Raw genomic sequence first — 15195 nt, 5'->3', positions numbered from 1 at the left:
ACGCCGATGCGGCGCATGACCGGCCGCCGCCCATTCACGCCGCCTTGCGCGCGTCCGCGATCCGTTGCGGCGCCTTCGGCCGCGCATACAGCCGTTCGAGATACGCGCGCAGCTGCGGGAACGATTCGATCAGGTTGCACTCGCCGGCCCAATCGATCAGGTAGGCCGTCACGCAATCGGCCACCGTCAGCGTGTCCCCGACGATGAACGCGCGCCCTTCGAGATGCTTGTCGAGGATCGCGGCCATCGTCTTGAAATCCTCGCGCGCCAGTTCGATATCGGCCGGCGAGCGCTTCTCCGGCGGATAGATGAACGAATGCCGCGTGATCCGCCACAGCGGCTGCTCGAGCTCCGTCACCGCGAACATCACCCACCGGTAAGCCTCGGCCCGCAGCGCCGGATCGACCGGCAGCAGCGCCTTCTCCGGGTACTTGTCCGCGAGATACAGCACGATCGCGGCCGACTCGGGAATCACGAGGTCGCCGTCCACCAGCACGGGCACCTTGCCGGCCGGATTGAGGCGCAGGAATTCGGGCCGCTTGTGCTCGCCCTGGAGCAGGTTCACCGAGATGAACTCGAAATCGGCATCCAGTTCTTTCAGCCCCCACAGCGCGCGTTGCGAGCGGGTGCCGGCAAATCCGTAAAGCTTCATCGCCAGTCTCCATCCAGAATGTCGGGAAAATCTCCACTTGCCGGCCACGGCGCATCGCCGATACGCGATGCGCGGCCTCGCCCGTCGTTCACGCGCCGGGAATCGCCAGCACCGGCATCACGTCGATCGCCACGCCCGGGAACAGCGTGAAATGCGGATGGCCTTCGAACAGCGCGGCCGCGGCTTCGTGCGACGCGGCCCGCACGACGGTGAAGCCGCTCATCGCGTTCGCCGTGTCCGTGACGCCGGCCGCATCGACGGTCTTGGTCTTGCCGAGCGGCCCGCCCATCTCGACGATCGCGTCGCGATGCCGGTCGACCCACGCATGCCATGCGGCGATGCCGTCGCGCTCGCGCGTGCGCCGCGCGTCCTCCGGCAGCGCCATCCAGGCCTTCATGGCCGGGCTATCCTTGGTCCCGAGAAATACCGCGAGATACAACTGCTGTTGAGCACTCATGCTGTCTCCTCCGGTGACGGACGCGACGGGCTGCCGCGCCTCGACCTTGACAAGATAGGTTGATATCAACACAATTGCAACATGGCACGAAAAGAAAAGCTCCCTTTCGAAACGACGCTGATGGTGCGCGATTGCTGCCTGTGCCTGCACATGCAGCGCGCGGCGCGTAATCTTGCGCGGATTTTCGACGATGTGCTGCGCCCGCTGGATCTCACCAACGGCCAGTTTTCGCTGCTGATGTCGCTGAACCGGCCCCAGCCGGCGCCGATGAAATCGGTCGCGTCGCTGCTTGCGATGGACCGCACCACGCTCACGGCCGCGCTCAAGCCGCTCGAGCGGCGCGGCCTCGTCACGATCGCGCAGGATCCGGACGACCGGCGCAGCCGCCTGCTCGAACTGACGTCGGCCGGGAACGACCTGCTGGCCGAAGCGTTTCCGCTGTGGCAGCAAGCGCATGCCGAGATCGAACGGCCGTTCGTGCCGGAGGAAGTCGATCAGTTGCGCGGCCAGTTGCGCACGCTGTCGGTCGATCCGGCCGCGCGCGACTGAACCGAACCGGCGCGCGGATCGCTGCGGCAAGGACGCTTACTTCCGGCCCTTCTTCGGCAGCAGCAGTTGCGCGAATTCCTGCAGAAAGGCCACGGGCCCGTGCGCATGCAGCGCCTGCCCGCTGCTCAGCGCACCGTCGATGACGGTCGCGAGCCGCAATGCGAAAGTTTCCGGTTCGTCGACGCCGATCGCCCCCGCCAGCTCGGTCAGCCGGCGCCGTAGCTCCTGCTTGTGCGCGACGGCCACCTTGCGGGCCGGATGGTTGCCGTCCGCATATTCGGCGGCGATGTTGATCTGCGGGCAGCCGCGATAACCGGGGCGCGCAATGCGTTCACCGAGCCATTGCAGTTGCGCATCCAGTTCCTCGCGCGGCGTGCGCCGGTATTGCGCGGCCACCGCATCCCAATGCGCCCAGAAATCGGCGTCCTCGCGCAGCAGGAACGCTTCGATCAAGTCGTCCTTCGTCGCGAAGTGGCGATAGAGGCTCGTCTTCGCGACGCCTGCCTGCGCGACGATCAGGTCCACGCCGACCGCGCGCGTGCCCTCCCGGTAGAACAGCTCACTGGCCGTTTGCAGAATGCGTTCGCGCGTATCGGGCGCGTTCGCTGATGGACCTGTTTCCTTTTTCATCCCGACCCGGCCGTGCTGGCCGCCCCTACCGCAACAGTGATCGGATCATAGCACCGCGCGCTTGACGACGCTACAGGTCTGTACTATAAAACAGACCGTTCTGTAGCGGAGTTGATCATGGACGATCGAATGACGGTTGCAGTCTATGGCGCCACGGGTCATACCGGGCGGTTTGTGGTCGCCGAACTGGCGCGGCGGGGCCTGCGCGCGATCCGCATCGGCCGCGATGCCGCGCGGCTCGCCGAAGACGGCGGCGACACGACGCTCGCGCGCGTCGCCGCGATCGACGATCCGGCCGCGCTCGACGCCGCATTGCGCGGCGCGGCCGCGGTGATCAACTCCGCGGGCCCGTACCTCGATACCGCGCTACCGCTGGCCGATGCCGCGCTGCGGGCCGGCATCCCCTATCTCGACCTGACCGCCGAGCAGCCGTCGGTGCGGCTACTGGCCGAACACTGCGATGCGCGGGCGCGCGCCGCGGGCGTGGCCGTCGTGCCGGCCGCGGCGTTCTACGGTGGCCTGGCCGACCTGCTCGTCACGGCCGTCGTGGACAAGAACCAGCCGATCGAGCGCGTCGACATCGCAACCGGGCTCGACCGCTGGCACCCGACGCGCGGTACGCGCGTGACCGGCGAACGCAATCGCGCGGTGCGGCTCGTGCAGAAGGCCGGCAAGCCGACGCCGGTGCCGTCGACCGCGCGCGAACGCGCATGGCCGTTCCCGCCGCCGATCGGCCGCGTCGACGTGACGCTGCTGCCGTTTTCGGAAGTGATGACGCTGTCGCGTCACCTGCGCATCGATACGATCGAATCGTGGCTCGCCACCCTCGCGCTGCGCGACGTGCGCGATGCCGCCACGCCGCCGCCCGAGGCGACCGACTCACTCGGCCGCTCGGCGCAGCAGTTCGCGATGGACGCAATCGTCGTGCAGGGCGGCACGACGCACCGCGCGACGGCGTCCGGCCGCGACATCTACGCGGTCAGCGCACCGATCATCGTCGAGGCAGCCGTGCGCCTGATCGCTGGCGACACCGTGACGTCAGGCGGCGTGCGTAGTCTCGGCGAGCTGTTCGACGCGCGCGATTTTCTCGCGGCGCTCGATTCGGTGGCAGTATCGTTCGGCACGACAACCGACCCGGTTTTCCACAAGGAGACACAGGCATGAGCAGCAATGAGAAAGGCGCATATTTCCGTTCGCTTCACCGCGCGGGCCAGCCGCTGGCGCTGTTCAACGTGTGGGACGCCGGCAGCGCGCGCACGGCGGCCGACGCGGGCGCCGTCGCGCTGGCAACCGGCAGCTGGTCGGTCGCGGCGGCCAACGGTTTCGTCGACGGCGAGCAGATGCCGCGTGCGCTGATGATGGAGGTGCTCGAGCGGATCACGCGTGCGACGGACCTGCCCGTCACCGTCGATCTCGAAAGCGGGTACGGCGAGCGGCCGGACGATGTCGCCGAAACGATCGCGCTCAGCATCAAAGCCGGCGCGATCGGCTGCAACCTCGAAGACAGCTTCCCGGCGACGGGCGAACTGCGCGACGTCGATGCGGCGGCGGCCCGTCTCGCGGCAGCCCGCCAGGCTGCGGATCGCGCGGGCGCCGACTACTTCATCAACGCGCGTACCGACGTGTTCTTCAAGGCGCCGGCCGACACGCACGACGAGCGCCTGCTCGATGCCACGCTGGCCCGCGCACGCGCGTACGCAGCGGCCGGTGCCGACGGGCTGTTCGTGCCGGGGCTGCGCTCGCCGGCGCTCATTCGTGCGCTGACGGCCGCCTCGCCGCTGCCGGTGAACGTGATGCGCGTCACGGCCACGCCGACGCTCGCCGAATTCGCGGCATACGGCGTGGCCCGCATCAGCCACGGGCCGTATCCGTACCTGCAGGCGATGAAGACGCTGGCGGAGATGGTCAGGCAAGGCGGCTGACGCACGTTTCATCGTGATCCAGGGCCGGCCGGCATCGCGATGCCGGCCGCACGCCGCACCGGCCGTCACAGATCGCCGGGCTTCTCCCAGACCTTGACGTGCTCCATTGCCCGCTCGACGTCGTCCATGTCGTCGACGCCGAGCGACCGATCGAATTTCGCGGTGATGATCTTTCTCACCTCCGCCAGCCGCCGGGTCACGCGGCCCTCGTCGATGAACCGGTTGGTTTCCTGCGCATAGTCCGGATCCGGGCCGGCAGCGGCTGCCGGGCCAGCGTGATAGTAGCGGCCGATATTGCGCAACGAGATGAGGATGTACTCGATCTCCGCGAGCACACGCAATGCCTCCTCACCGGACAGTTCGATCGTTTCGTTATCCTTCTTCATTTCGCGTTCCGTCGCGCGCATGCGTCGATTGCCTCGCTATTTCCGGACGTCGATACCGTCGCGCCCGACGGTGTCGTCGAATTCGATCTCGCGAACGTCGAATGCGGGATCGGGTGCCCTGCCGGCCAGCACGTGAAAAACATCGCGAACATATTTCTCCTTGTCGGTCACGTCGTCCAGCGGAATCGCGTGCGGCACGATGCCACGCCAGTGCGCCAGCCATGAACCCGACACCAGCACATACTCCAGTGCGTCGACGACGCGCGACCGGGATTCGGCACCGTATCGCTCGAATCGGGTCTTCATCTGCTGGAGCAGCCACGCCCGCCCGTCATCGGAGTTGATGGTGAAATCGTCCAGCTCGTCATCGGTCATGATGAACAAGCACGTGTACAGCGGCGACAGATAGTTGAAGTTGATTACCGTCTTCATTGAGCCAAGCGCTTCAAGAATGCAGTTGTTGCGTGGAAAAATCCGGGAAGCCCATCACGCCGCGCATGCGAACGGCCAACGCGACCGCGCCCTCCCCCCAGCACCGGCCAACGATCGCCCGCCCTTTCCGGCCACCGGCGCCGGCATCGCGCCACGGATGCTCGCACATCATACGATCGCATGCGCGCGCCACGCGAATCGGCCCGCTGGACCCGGGTGTGCCGCGCGATCGATGCGCGCCGTTCGCCGCCCCGTCACGCCGGGTGATTACATCCCATGTAATTGGCGCACGACACGACCGCTCCTACGCTTCGGGTGTCGCGCCGCCATTCCGGCGGCGCTCATCGCCCGGGAGACATCATGTCCGCCTATCCGCTTCACACCATCGACTCCGCGCCGGCCGAATCGAAGCCCGTCCTCCAGCAGCTCCAGCACACCTTCGGCATCGTCCCGAACATCGCGGCGGCCATGGCCGCATCGCCGGTGCTGATCAACGGCTTCATCGGCCTGTTCGAGCGCGTGCACGCCAGCAGCCTCACCGAGCCGCAGATCCAGACGCTCCTGCTCACCAACGCGGTCACGAACGCGAGCGAGTGGCCGGTCGCCTTCCATACCGCGCTTGCGCTGAAACAGGGTGTGACCCACGCCGACGTCGATGCGATCCGCCGCGGCGGCCTGCCCGGCGACGCGACACTGGCCGCGCTGTCGGCCCTGGCGCGCAAGCTGATCGACACCCGCGGCCGCCTGGCCGATGCCGACCGGCAGTCGTTCCTCGACGCCGGCTTCAGCGCCGAACAGTTGCTGGAAGTGATCGCGGTGGTCGCCGCCTCGACGATCACGAACTACGTCGGCAGCGTGACGCGGCCCATGCTCGAAGCGCCGTTCGACGCATTCGCGTGGCATGCGAACGCCGCGTGAGTCCGATATAGTCGATCGGTCGCTCATGGAATGCCGAGGGAGGCACGATGCACGCCAGCCGTCGCGATCGGCACGCGCCGCCGCATGAACTGGGCCAGTTGCTGCGCTACTGGCGCGACGTGCGCGGCGTGAGCCAGCTCGACCTGTCGCTCGATGCGGGCATTTCACAGCGCCAGATCAGTTTCATCGAAAGCGGGCGCAGCGTGCCGGGCCGCGACACGCTGCTGACGCTCGCGCAGACGCTGGACGTGCCGCTGCGCGAGCGCAACGCGCTGCTGCTCGCGGCCGGCTATGCGCCCGTGTATTCGGAAGCGCCGTGGGACGCGCAGGAGATGCAGGGCGTGATCGGCGCGCTGGAACGGGTCGTGCGCCAGCACGATCCGTTTCCGGCGATCGTGATGGACCGTCACTGGAACGTGCTGATGACCAACGACGCGGCGCCGCGCTTTTTCGGCTGCTTCATCGACATGGCCGCGCGCGACGGCCCGCGCAACCTGCTGCGCCTGATGTTCGATCCGCACGGCATGCGGCCGTTCCTGGCCGACTGGGATACCGTGTCGCGCAGCCTGCTGCAGCGCGTGCAGCGCGAATCGGTCGGCCGCGTGATCGACGACGACACACGGCGGCTGCTCGACGACCTGCTCGCCAGCCCCGATGCGCCGCGCGACTGGAAAACACCGCTGGCGCCAGCCGCCGCGCCGTCGCTGCCGGTCATCCCGATCGGCTTCGTGCACGAAGGCGTCGTGCTGCGTTACTTCTCGCTGGTCACGACGGTGGGTACGCCCCAAAGCGCCGCCGCGCAGGAACTGCGCATGGAGTGCATGTTCCCCGCCGACGACGCGACCGAAGCGCGCCACCGGCAGTTGCTCGACGCGCACGCACCGGTGCGCTGAGCGGCGGGCCGAGCGGCCCGCCGGTGCGACTCACTCCGCCAGCGGCACGGACACCACGCCGACGCGCTTCGGCACGCCGGTCACGATCGTCGCAACCGCGACGGCCAGCACGACGGCTGCCGCAACGAACACGCCGGCCGCGCCGTTCGCGTCGAATACGACACCGCCGGCTGCCGCGCCCGTCGCGATCGCAAGCTGGATCGCCGCGACGATCAGCCCGCCTGCGCTCTCGGCCTCATCGGGCACGGTACGCGTGACCCACGTCGACCAGGCGACGGGCACGCCGCCGAACGCCATCCCCCACAACGCGACGAGCACCGCGTCGATCATCGGCGCACGGCCCAGCGCGACGAGCGCGACGCCGAGCACGACCATCAACGCAGGCATCCCGATCAGCATCGGCCGCAACCGGTGTTCGAGCACGCGGCCGGCGAGCGACGTGCCGACGAAGTTCGCGATGCCGTAGCCGAGCAGGATCGCCGACAGCCCGTTCACGCCGACGCCCGCGACCTGTTCGAGGAACGGCCGCAGGTACGTGAAGAACGCAAAGTGCCCAGTGAACACGAGGATCGTCGCGAACATCCCGAGGCCGACGGTCGGCCGGCGCAGCACGTCGATCAGCGTGCGCAGCCGCGTCGTGCCGCTCGGCGGCATCGACGGCAGCGTGATGACCTGCGACACGAACGAAACGGCGCCGAGCACGGCGGCGATCAGGAACACGTTGCGCCAGCCGATCAGGTGACCGAAGTAGCTGCCCATCGGCGCGGACGCGATCGTCGCGACCGCCACGCCGCTGAAGATGATCGACAGCGCGCGCGGCACCATCGCCGTCGGCACGAGCCGCATCGCGGTGGCCGTCGCCATCGTCCAGAAGCCGCCGAGCGCGACGCCGAGCACGACGCGGCCGACCAGCAGCATCGCCAGGTTCGGCGCGAACGCGACCGCCAGGTTCGATGCGACGAGCAGCACCGAGAACACGAGCAGCACGCGCCGCCGGTCGATCGTGCGCGTCAGCGCCGAGATCAAGAGGCTCGTGACGAGCGCGACCGTCGCGGTGGCCGTAACGGCCTGCCCGGCCACGCCTTCGGTCACGCCAAGGCTGTCGGCCATCGGCGTCAGCAGACTGGCGGGCAGGAATTCGGCCGTGACGAGCCCGAAGACGCCGAGCGTCATCGAGAATACCGCGCCCCAGGCCGGTTCGCGGGGGGCCGCCGTCGAGGCGGCCGTGGAGATTCCGGGATTCATGCGTGGTTCCGTGTCGGTTAGGGAAAATACTGATGAGGGCGTATCGTAAGGAACCACGCCAGGACGGTCTATGACATACAATCCGCTCTTGTTGATCGATCGTCCGAATCTCGACATGTCCGAGCCCCTGCTGCCACCCATCCCCGACGTGCACGACCTCGTCAGCGAGCTGCTGCTGGGGATGCGCCTGAGCGGCGTGCAGTACCGCCGCATCCAGGTCGCGCGGCCGTTCGGGCTGAATTTCGGCCATGTGACGGGCCGCGCGCAGTTCCATTTCGTCGGGCGCGGGCCGGTGCTGCTGCGCGACGCGTCGGGCAACACGATGCGGCTCGAGGCCGGCGACGCGATCCTGCTGCCGCACGGCGGCATGCACGCGCTGGTGTCGGACCCCGATGCACCGTGCCGCGAGATCAACGGTTTCGAGGTCGCGAAGATCTGCGATACGGTGGCGTCGGTCGCGTCGGCCGGCGTGTCGCCGGCCAGTTGCGCGACGACCGAGCCGGGCGCCGGCGATGCGCTGATCTTCAGCGCGTGCATGGAACTCGACCTCGGCGGCATGCAGCCGCTGGTCGGCACGATGCCCGAGTTCATGCACGTCGGCACGCTGCTCGCGCGCTACCCGGAAATCCGCCCGATGCTCGACGCGATGGAACGCGAAGCATGCTCGGCGCGCGCGGGCTTCGCGGGCATCCTCGCGCGGCTCGCGGACGTGGTCGCAGCCTTCATCGTGCGCGGCTGGGTCGAGTGCGGATGTGGCGACGCGACGGGCTGGGTGCAGGCGCTGCGCGAGCCGAAGCTCGGCCGCGCGATCGTCGCGCTGCATCGCGACCCGGGCCGCAACTGGAGCGTGGCGGAACTCGCCACCGAAGCAGGCGTGTCACGCTCGGTGTTCGCCGAGCGCTTTCTCGCGGCCACCGGGATGACGCCCGTGCGCTACCTGACCGAACTGCGGATGCGGCTCGCCGCGCAATGGATCACGCGCGATCACGAGGCGATCGAGGCCGTCGCATACCGGCTCGGCTACGGCTCGCTCGCCGCGTTCAGCCGCGCGTTCAAGCGCGTGGTGGGCAAGCCGCCGGGCGCGGTGCGCGCGGGCGGCGAGGTGCGTGTCGAAGCGTAATGCGTCGCGCGTGAGGCTCGCGGCGGCCGCTAGGCGTCGCTCAAGTCACCGCCGCGCATGATGGCAGCCGTCAACCGCTGCGCGCTTCCAGCCGGTCGACCAGCGCCGTCGCGCACTGCACGGCAAGCGCCGCGCACTGCTCCGCATCCACGACTGCGCCGCTCGCGACGGTGCCCTGCACGATCCGGCCCAGCAAATCTTTCGAGAGATCGGCGATCTCGTAGTCCCGTTCCGTCATGATGTCCCTCCTGCACGTCGATCGATGGCCTCGACGCGCGCACGTCCCCTGCCCGTTCAACGCCCTTTCGCCCGCACGACGATCTGCGCCTGCGTGTCGCGTTCGATGTGTTCGAGCGACGCGCGCAGCGCCGTGAATTCGTCCGGCGTACACACCTGACGGCCGAAATCCGCGGTCATCCGCCGCGTGACCTGCACGACGCGCGCGGCCGCGTCGAATACGTAATGCGACGTGAAGTCGACGAAGCGGTCGTGCACGGCCGTATCGGCCGGCAGGTCGGTCACCGCGACGTCGGCCGGCAGCGCGATCTGACCGGTTTCGTCGAACGTGCCGCCGATGCAGCCCCACGGTTGCGTGCGCACCGGTTCGGCCAGCCAGCGCTCGACCTGCGTCGCGATGCCGCCCGTCAGGCTCGACAGCGCGGGCAATGCGGTCGTGCCGTCGGGCCACACAAAATGATCGAGGGTGCCCGAGACCGTCACGTCGAACGGCCCGTCGGTCACGCGCCGGTCGCTGGTCGACAGTTGCGCGCGGCCGCGCAAGCCGCTTTGCCGCAGGCGGTCGTTCGCGAGCTGCGCGATGAGGTCGGGCGTCGCGCGGCGAAACAGGTTGCGTTCGAGTTCGGCCGTCCAGCCGTCGTCTTCGACGTACGCATGAAAACGCGTGGCGCCGGGCCCGGCCGCATCGATCTCGACCCGCGCGATGCGGCCGCGCGGCTGCGTGGCCGGCGTGCGCGACAGCACGCCCGTGTCGACGAGCAGCGCGGGACGATCCATCACGATCGGCGGCAGATAGCCGAACGCGATGCCGGCCGTCGTCGTGTCCGCATACAGTGCGAGATCGGGCAGCCACGTGATCGCGTGGTTGATCGCGCCGCCGCCGTAACCGGGTACCGACGGCAGCGTGTAGACCGACCCGAGATTGAGCAGCACCGGTTCGCTGCGGATGCCGACCGCCGCGAGCAGCGCGCCGAACAGCGCGACATGATCCTTGCAGTCGCCGTAGCGATTGCGCAGGATGTCCGTGACGCGATGCGGCGCGGCGGCCGTTTCGCCGAGAAACAGCCCGACGTAGCGGATGTTCGCCTGCACCCAGTCGTACAGGATGCGCGCCTTGTCGCGCGGATCGGCGGCATCCGCGGTAAGCGTATGCGCCAGTTGCGCGACGGCCGGATCGTCCGTGCCCGGATCGACGGCCGCGTTCCGGTAGCGCGCGGCGAACGCCGCATAGTCGGGCAGCGTCGACACGACGAGCCGGTCGCCGTAGGTCGCGTAGCCGACCGCGCCGTTCTCGATGCGGTCGTACGGGCCGTGCCGGTAGTCGAATTCGTAGCGCGTGCGGCCGTTCGCAGTGACCGGCGGCAGCGCGACGTAGCCGCGCGCATCCGCGTACAGCGGCATGTCGGCCGGCACGTCGAAGATCAGCCGCTGGCTGCCGACCGGCTCGCGCGACGGCTCGACGGTGTAGCCGAAGTAGCCGCGGTTGACCGGCTTCGTGCGGGTCTTGCGGAACGCCACGCGCGTGCTGGACCCGGCTTCGACGCCGGGGAACACGACGGTGCGCAACAGCCCGTCCTGGAACGTCGGCGCGCCGGCCGAGCGCGGTTCCTGCACGTCGCGGATGCCGTCCGCGCCGACCGGATGCGCGACACCGTCGCGGTCGATCGTCTCGGCCGCCAGCAGGTCCACCTTCTCGAGATTCTTGTCGAACCACACGTAGCGCTGCGCGACCGCGTCGATGCCGCTCGCGTTGTTCGCGCGCAGCGTCGAGTCGTCGTGCTCGTCGAGCGACCCGTCGTGCTGGATCACGAATTCGTGGACATCGCTGACGATCGTGACGGGCGCGTCGGTGCCCGTATCGAGTGCGTTGCCTGGGTCGCGTACATCGGCCACGGCAGCGCCTGCGCCGGCGCCGATCGCGATCGCGCAGGCAAGCAGGCGGCCGGTCCAGCGGGAAGGAAAAAGCACCACGTCGAAGCTCTCCGCGCGTTCGTTGCCGGGCGCCAGGGTCACGCGCCGGCGCGGACGGTTCGATCCGCATGACGCGCACATGACGGCTCGCGCGCCGCGTGCCCGTCGTGCGAACCAGTGTGGGTGACGTGCCGGCGAGCGTCAAGCCGCGCGGCGGCGAGCCGGCCGCGCGTGCATCACCCGCTTCGCCACGCCGGTATGCCGCCCCCGTGCGCGCTGTCCCGGACGAGAGGGCTTTTTTGTATCACGGTGCGACATATAATTCAGTCAGATCCTCCATGCGTGCGACGTCGACGGAATGACACGCTGCCGGACACGACACGCCGACATGGGGAAGGAGGCATCATGCCAATCATCAATAGCGACTTCGAGATGGGTTACCTCGTGATCGCGTTCACGCTGCTGGGCCTGGTCCTGTTTGGCGCACTGCTGACGGCGCTACATCTACGGTGGCATCCGAGACTGGTCGGTGCCGCGATCGGTGCGTTGCTCGGCATCGCGCTGATCGAAGCGATACCGATGCTGACGTGAATACGGCGCGGCGCCCATTCGTCCGATCACGCGCCGCGCGGGGTCGGAACGACCGGCGTCTGCCACGGAGGCCGTCATGGCTTCGCCGCTCTGCCTGACCTATCGTCAGTGCGGGATTCGCGCGATCGCGCTCGTCGACCCGGTAGCCGGCGAAGGGCTCGAACTCGGCGCGCTGTACGAGCCGCTCGCCGTCGTGGTCTGGCACGACGCCCGCGGATGCCACGAGGCGCACCTGCTCGACCCGAAGCATCACGTATTCCGCAACGACGCGGATGCGGTCAGGATCTCGATCGCGCTGGCCAAGCGCTTCATCGACACGATGCTCGCCGGCCCGTTCATGCCTGCCGGCTGACGGCCGGTCGCGGCGCCCTTGGTCCCTCGTCATGCTGGAGGCGACATGGAAAACGGTCTCGTCCAGGCGCTCTTGCTGCTCGCGCTCCTCGTGTTCGCGGTGCTGTTCTTCACGGCCGGGCGCGGCCGCGACCGCACGCGCGACAGGCTGCTGCACCGGTCCGCGCGACGCTCGTCACGCTCGCATACGCATCATCATCCGTAGTCGCGTTGGCGCGCCGCACAAAAAAATCGGCCGGCGGCCGCGCGTCGAACGACGCGCTTGCCGCCGGCCTTCCAGCGGAGGTCCGGTACCGCGGGCGGCACGCGCGATGGCGCCTACACGCCCCACATCACGTGCCGGCCCTGTTCGCGGGCCGCACGCATCATGTCCAGCAACGGCCACGCGCGCTGCGCGAGCCCGCCCGCATGCGGCGACACGTCGTCGCGCAGCGCCTGCGTCGAATGCTCGTGGGCGCGCTCGCGCGCCGCATCGTCCCTGATGGCCTGTTCGAGCCGCGCGATCGCACCCGGCAGCTCGTCGGTGGAAATCACGCCGCGGACGTCGAGCCCCTTGCCGACCAGCCCGAGCAGATACTGCGCCAGATCGCGCAACATCACGATGTCGGGTGCGGCGGAGGAGCGAAACGTGATCAGCATCGTCATTTCCCCATGTCGTCGCCGCGAACCGTACGGCGCATCGTGCCGCCGGTCGCGGCGAGGCCCCGTGGCCATCCCGCTGCGCGTGAGCGCCGCCCGTTCTTCTGAACCGGACGTTCGCCCGGCACGATGCGCGCGTCGCGCGGCCGGGTTCGTTGGTGGCGTGGAGGCCGGATGGACGTAGGCCTGATTTGATTTTATATCACATTGTGATGTATTCAAGCGTACGGGCCCTGACTCGCACATCATCGCGCGGCGATGCGATGACCGCGCGCGACGTGCGCCGCTACCCGACGTTCATCGGCAACAACACCATCTGCTTGCCTTCGACATGCAGGCGCGCCTGCAGCTCGACGGGCGTCTGGTTGTGCAGCCAGGCCGTGAGGAAATTCACGCGCCGGAAGATCAGTTTGCTCGCGAAGCACACCGAGTTCGGATACTCGTCGAGCGTCGACGACGCGAGGTTCATGAATTCGACGACAGGGTTCGTACCGAACGCGATCCGGTAGTCGGCCGCGATGCCGTTGCGGCGGCAGTGCGCGACATAGTAGTCGAGCGATTCGGTGATCGCGTGGCGCAGCCGCTCGAGATGCTCGTGACCGTCGTACGCCTTCGCGTCCACTTCGCCGACCGCGAGGAAGATCACGTTGCGGAAGTGCCCGGGAAACAGCCGGTTGACCCACAGCAGCGCGTGCATGCTCGCGCCGCGATGCTTGCCGACCAGCAGCACGGCGGTCGGCTGCGAAGGATCGGGCTTGCCCGGCGCGGTGGCCTCGTCAATTTCGGGCGCCTTGCCCGAGAACAGTTCGTCCTCCTTGGCGAGCTGCACGCGCGTATAGGCGTAGTGGCGGTTGATCATGAAGCACAGCGCGATCACCGCGCTCGTCACGAGCACCGTGAGCCAGCCGCCCGCCGTGAACTTCTCGATCAGCGTGATGACGAGCACGGTCGCCGTCACGCTCAACCCGAGCGCCGACAGGAAGAAATGCTTGAACCAGCCCTGCTGGCTGCGATGATGCCACCAGTAAGTGCACAGCCCGAGCAGCGACATGCTGAACGTGAGGAACACGTTGATGCTGTACAGCACGACGAGCACGTCGACGTTGCCGTGCGTCCACAACAGGATCAGCAGGCTCGACAGCCCGACGACGATGATGCCGTTCTGCCGCACGAGGCGCCCCGACAGGTCGCGAAAATGGCGCGGCACCCACGAATCCGACGCCATGTTCGACAGCACGGCCGGGCCGTCGAGGAAGCCCGTCTGCGCGCCGACCAGCAGCAGCCCGGCCTCGAACGCGAGCACGGCCGCGAGCAACGCGTGGCGCGCGAACGCCGAACCGATCCCGAGATGGTCGATCACGCTGCCGAACACGACCGCGTTCAGCGTCTCGCCTTCGACGGGCCGCGCATGCCACAGCATGTACAGCAGGATGATGCCGCCGGCCGTGAACGCGAGCGACGTCGACATGTACCACATCGTCACCTTGCCGTTCGGCACGCGCGGATCGGCGAGCATGTTCACGTTATTCGACACGGCCTCTAGGCCCGTATAGGTACCGCCGCCGAGCGAGAACGCGCGCATCAGCAATGCGAGCATTACGAATACGCCGAGCGACTGCGACATGCCGTGCGCCTCATGCACCGCATCGGGCACGATCATCGCGAGGTTGCTGCCGTGCACGGCGACGCCATACACGATCAGCGCGAAGTGCAGGATCACGAAGCCGATGAAGATCGGCAGCAGCACCATGATCGATTCGCGCATCCCGCGGAAATTGAGCCCCGTCATCATCAGGATCAGCACGATCTCGGTCGTGAGCTTGAACGCCTGCGCGCTCACCGGCAGCAGGCTGAAGAACGCGTCGACACCGCTTGCGAGCGAGGTCGCCACGGTCAGCACGTAGTCGACCAGCAGCGCCGCGCCCGACACGAGCCCCGGCTTCGACCCGAGCAACGAAGTCGCGACGCGGTAGCCGCCGCCGCCCGTCGGGAACAGCTCGATCACCTGGTTGTAGCCGAGCGCGATGATGAACACGGTCGCCGCCGTCGCGAGCGCGAGGAACAGCGCGAGCGGCGTGTGGTGCGCCAGCGCGAGGAACGCTTCTTCCGGGCCGTAGCACGACGACGACAGGCCGTCGGCGCCGAGCCCGACCCAGGCGAGCAGCGGCGTCACGGCGATCGCATGCCGCGTGCGCGGATCGAGCGGGTCGAGCGGCTTTCCGACGAGCAACTGCCACACTTTCTGAAATGCGGTCACGACTC

At 68.3% G+C, this 15195-nt stretch carries 19 protein-coding genes; 9 read left to right on the top strand and 10 right to left on the bottom strand.

Features of this window, described 5'->3' with window-relative positions:
• Positions 1 to 34: 34 nt before the first annotated feature.
• Together QZM67_RS14425 and QZM67_RS14420 are read right to left on the bottom strand one after the other, a co-directional pair.
• Positions 35 to 652 carry a glutathione S-transferase family protein gene (locus QZM67_RS14425; protein ID WP_043178344.1) on the bottom strand — a complete coding sequence of 206 codons (618 nt, stop codon included), beginning with the start codon at positions 650 to 652 and terminating at the stop codon, positions 35 to 37.
• An 88-nt stretch (positions 653 to 740) separates the two neighbouring features.
• Positions 741 to 1109, bottom strand: a complete 369-nt coding sequence (locus tag QZM67_RS14420; protein ID WP_043178347.1) for a hypothetical protein — start codon at positions 1107 to 1109, stop codon at positions 741 to 743.
• 81 nt (positions 1110 to 1190) lie between these two features.
• On the opposite strand from QZM67_RS14420, the gene QZM67_RS14415 reads away from it, so the two are divergent.
• A complete protein-coding gene (locus QZM67_RS14415; RefSeq protein WP_301804117.1) occupies positions 1191 to 1658 on the top strand; it encodes a MarR family winged helix-turn-helix transcriptional regulator in 468 nt (155 codons plus the stop codon).
• A 36-nt stretch (positions 1659 to 1694) separates the two neighbouring features.
• On the opposite strand, the gene QZM67_RS14410 is transcribed toward QZM67_RS14415, so the two are convergent.
• Positions 1695 to 2288 carry a TetR/AcrR family transcriptional regulator gene (locus QZM67_RS14410; RefSeq protein ID WP_301804115.1) on the bottom strand — a complete coding sequence of 198 codons (594 nt, stop codon included), beginning with the start codon at positions 2286 to 2288 and terminating at the stop codon, positions 1695 to 1697.
• A 117-nt stretch (positions 2289 to 2405) separates the two neighbouring features.
• Between QZM67_RS14410 and QZM67_RS14405 the strand changes: the two genes are divergently transcribed.
• On the top strand, positions 2406 to 3452 hold the full coding sequence (locus QZM67_RS14405) for a saccharopine dehydrogenase NADP-binding domain-containing protein (RefSeq protein WP_301804113.1): 1047 nt from the start codon (positions 2406 to 2408) through the stop codon (positions 3450 to 3452).
• The gene (locus QZM67_RS14400; RefSeq protein WP_301804111.1) at positions 3449 to 4210 is read left to right on the top strand and encodes an isocitrate lyase/phosphoenolpyruvate mutase family protein; all 762 of its coding nucleotides are present in this window, start codon (positions 3449 to 3451) and stop codon (positions 4208 to 4210) included. Before QZM67_RS14405 ends, QZM67_RS14400 begins: the two co-directional genes overlap by 4 nt.
• A gap of 65 nt (positions 4211 to 4275) precedes the next feature.
• On the opposite strand, the gene QZM67_RS14395 is transcribed toward QZM67_RS14400, so the two are convergent.
• Both QZM67_RS14395 and QZM67_RS14390 read right to left on the bottom strand, forming a co-directional pair.
• On the bottom strand, positions 4276 to 4617 hold the full coding sequence (locus QZM67_RS14395; protein ID WP_301804109.1) for a hypothetical protein: 342 nt from the start codon (positions 4615 to 4617) through the stop codon (positions 4276 to 4278).
• 15 nt (positions 4618 to 4632) lie between these two features.
• Positions 4633 to 4971, bottom strand: coding sequence for a hypothetical protein (locus tag QZM67_RS14390; RefSeq protein WP_301804106.1), 339 nt, complete (start codon positions 4969 to 4971; stop codon positions 4633 to 4635).
• A gap of 417 nt (positions 4972 to 5388) precedes the next feature.
• Here QZM67_RS14390 and QZM67_RS14385 point away from each other — a divergent pair, with 417 nt between their 5' ends.
• The gene (locus QZM67_RS14385; RefSeq protein WP_301804104.1) at positions 5389 to 5946 is read left to right on the top strand and encodes a carboxymuconolactone decarboxylase family protein; all 558 of its coding nucleotides are present in this window, start codon (positions 5389 to 5391) and stop codon (positions 5944 to 5946) included.
• 47 nt (positions 5947 to 5993) lie between these two features.
• Positions 5994 to 6839 carry a helix-turn-helix domain-containing protein gene (locus QZM67_RS14380; RefSeq protein ID WP_043178360.1) on the top strand — a complete coding sequence of 282 codons (846 nt, stop codon included), beginning with the start codon at positions 5994 to 5996 and terminating at the stop codon, positions 6837 to 6839.
• A gap of 30 nt (positions 6840 to 6869) precedes the next feature.
• On the opposite strand, the gene QZM67_RS14375 is transcribed toward QZM67_RS14380, so the two are convergent.
• A complete protein-coding gene (locus QZM67_RS14375; RefSeq protein WP_301804101.1) occupies positions 6870 to 8084 on the bottom strand; it encodes an MFS transporter in 1215 nt (404 codons plus the stop codon).
• A gap of 70 nt (positions 8085 to 8154) precedes the next feature.
• Here QZM67_RS14375 and QZM67_RS14370 point away from each other — a divergent pair, with 70 nt between their 5' ends.
• Positions 8155 to 9204, top strand: coding sequence for an AraC family transcriptional regulator (locus QZM67_RS14370; protein WP_301804099.1), 1050 nt, complete (start codon positions 8155 to 8157; stop codon positions 9202 to 9204).
• 70 nt (positions 9205 to 9274) lie between these two features.
• On the opposite strand, the gene QZM67_RS14365 is transcribed toward QZM67_RS14370, so the two are convergent.
• Together QZM67_RS14365 and QZM67_RS14360 are read right to left on the bottom strand one after the other, a co-directional pair.
• Positions 9275 to 9442 (bottom strand): hypothetical protein, encoded by a 168-nt coding sequence (locus QZM67_RS14365; RefSeq protein ID WP_175025813.1) that lies wholly within the window; start codon positions 9440 to 9442, stop codon positions 9275 to 9277.
• Positions 9443 to 9498: 56 nt separating this feature from the next.
• Complete coding sequence (locus QZM67_RS14360; protein ID WP_301804291.1) at positions 9499 to 11412, bottom strand: DUF3857 and transglutaminase domain-containing protein; 1914 nt, start codon at positions 11410 to 11412, stop codon at positions 9499 to 9501.
• Positions 11413 to 11757: 345 nt separating this feature from the next.
• Between QZM67_RS14360 and QZM67_RS14355 the strand changes: the two genes are divergently transcribed.
• The 3 genes from QZM67_RS14355 (at position 11758) to QZM67_RS14345 (ending at position 12499) form a co-directional block, all read left to right on the top strand.
• The gene (locus tag QZM67_RS14355) at positions 11758 to 11943 is read left to right on the top strand and encodes a hypothetical protein (RefSeq protein ID WP_043178375.1); all 186 of its coding nucleotides are present in this window, start codon (positions 11758 to 11760) and stop codon (positions 11941 to 11943) included.
• A 76-nt stretch (positions 11944 to 12019) separates the two neighbouring features.
• Positions 12020 to 12295, top strand: coding sequence for a hypothetical protein (locus tag QZM67_RS14350; RefSeq protein ID WP_043178377.1), 276 nt, complete (start codon positions 12020 to 12022; stop codon positions 12293 to 12295).
• A gap of 45 nt (positions 12296 to 12340) precedes the next feature.
• A complete protein-coding gene (locus QZM67_RS14345) occupies positions 12341 to 12499 on the top strand; it encodes a hypothetical protein (RefSeq protein WP_301804096.1) in 159 nt (52 codons plus the stop codon).
• A gap of 113 nt (positions 12500 to 12612) precedes the next feature.
• Here QZM67_RS14345 and QZM67_RS14340 read toward each other — a convergent pair whose 3' ends face one another.
• Both QZM67_RS14340 and QZM67_RS14335 read right to left on the bottom strand, forming a co-directional pair.
• A complete protein-coding gene (locus QZM67_RS14340) occupies positions 12613 to 12933 on the bottom strand; it encodes a DUF1840 domain-containing protein (RefSeq protein WP_059240809.1) in 321 nt (106 codons plus the stop codon).
• A gap of 286 nt (positions 12934 to 13219) precedes the next feature.
• Positions 13220 to 15190, bottom strand: coding sequence for an APC family permease (locus tag QZM67_RS14335; protein WP_301804094.1), 1971 nt, complete (start codon positions 15188 to 15190; stop codon positions 13220 to 13222).
• Positions 15191 to 15195: the final 5 nt, after the last annotated feature.

This window comes from Burkholderia sp. AU45251, assembly GCF_030482905.1.
Classification (GTDB): Bacteria; Pseudomonadota; Gammaproteobacteria; order Burkholderiales; family Burkholderiaceae; genus Burkholderia; species Burkholderia aenigmatica.
This window is presented reverse-complemented; position numbering and strand designations above follow the sequence as displayed.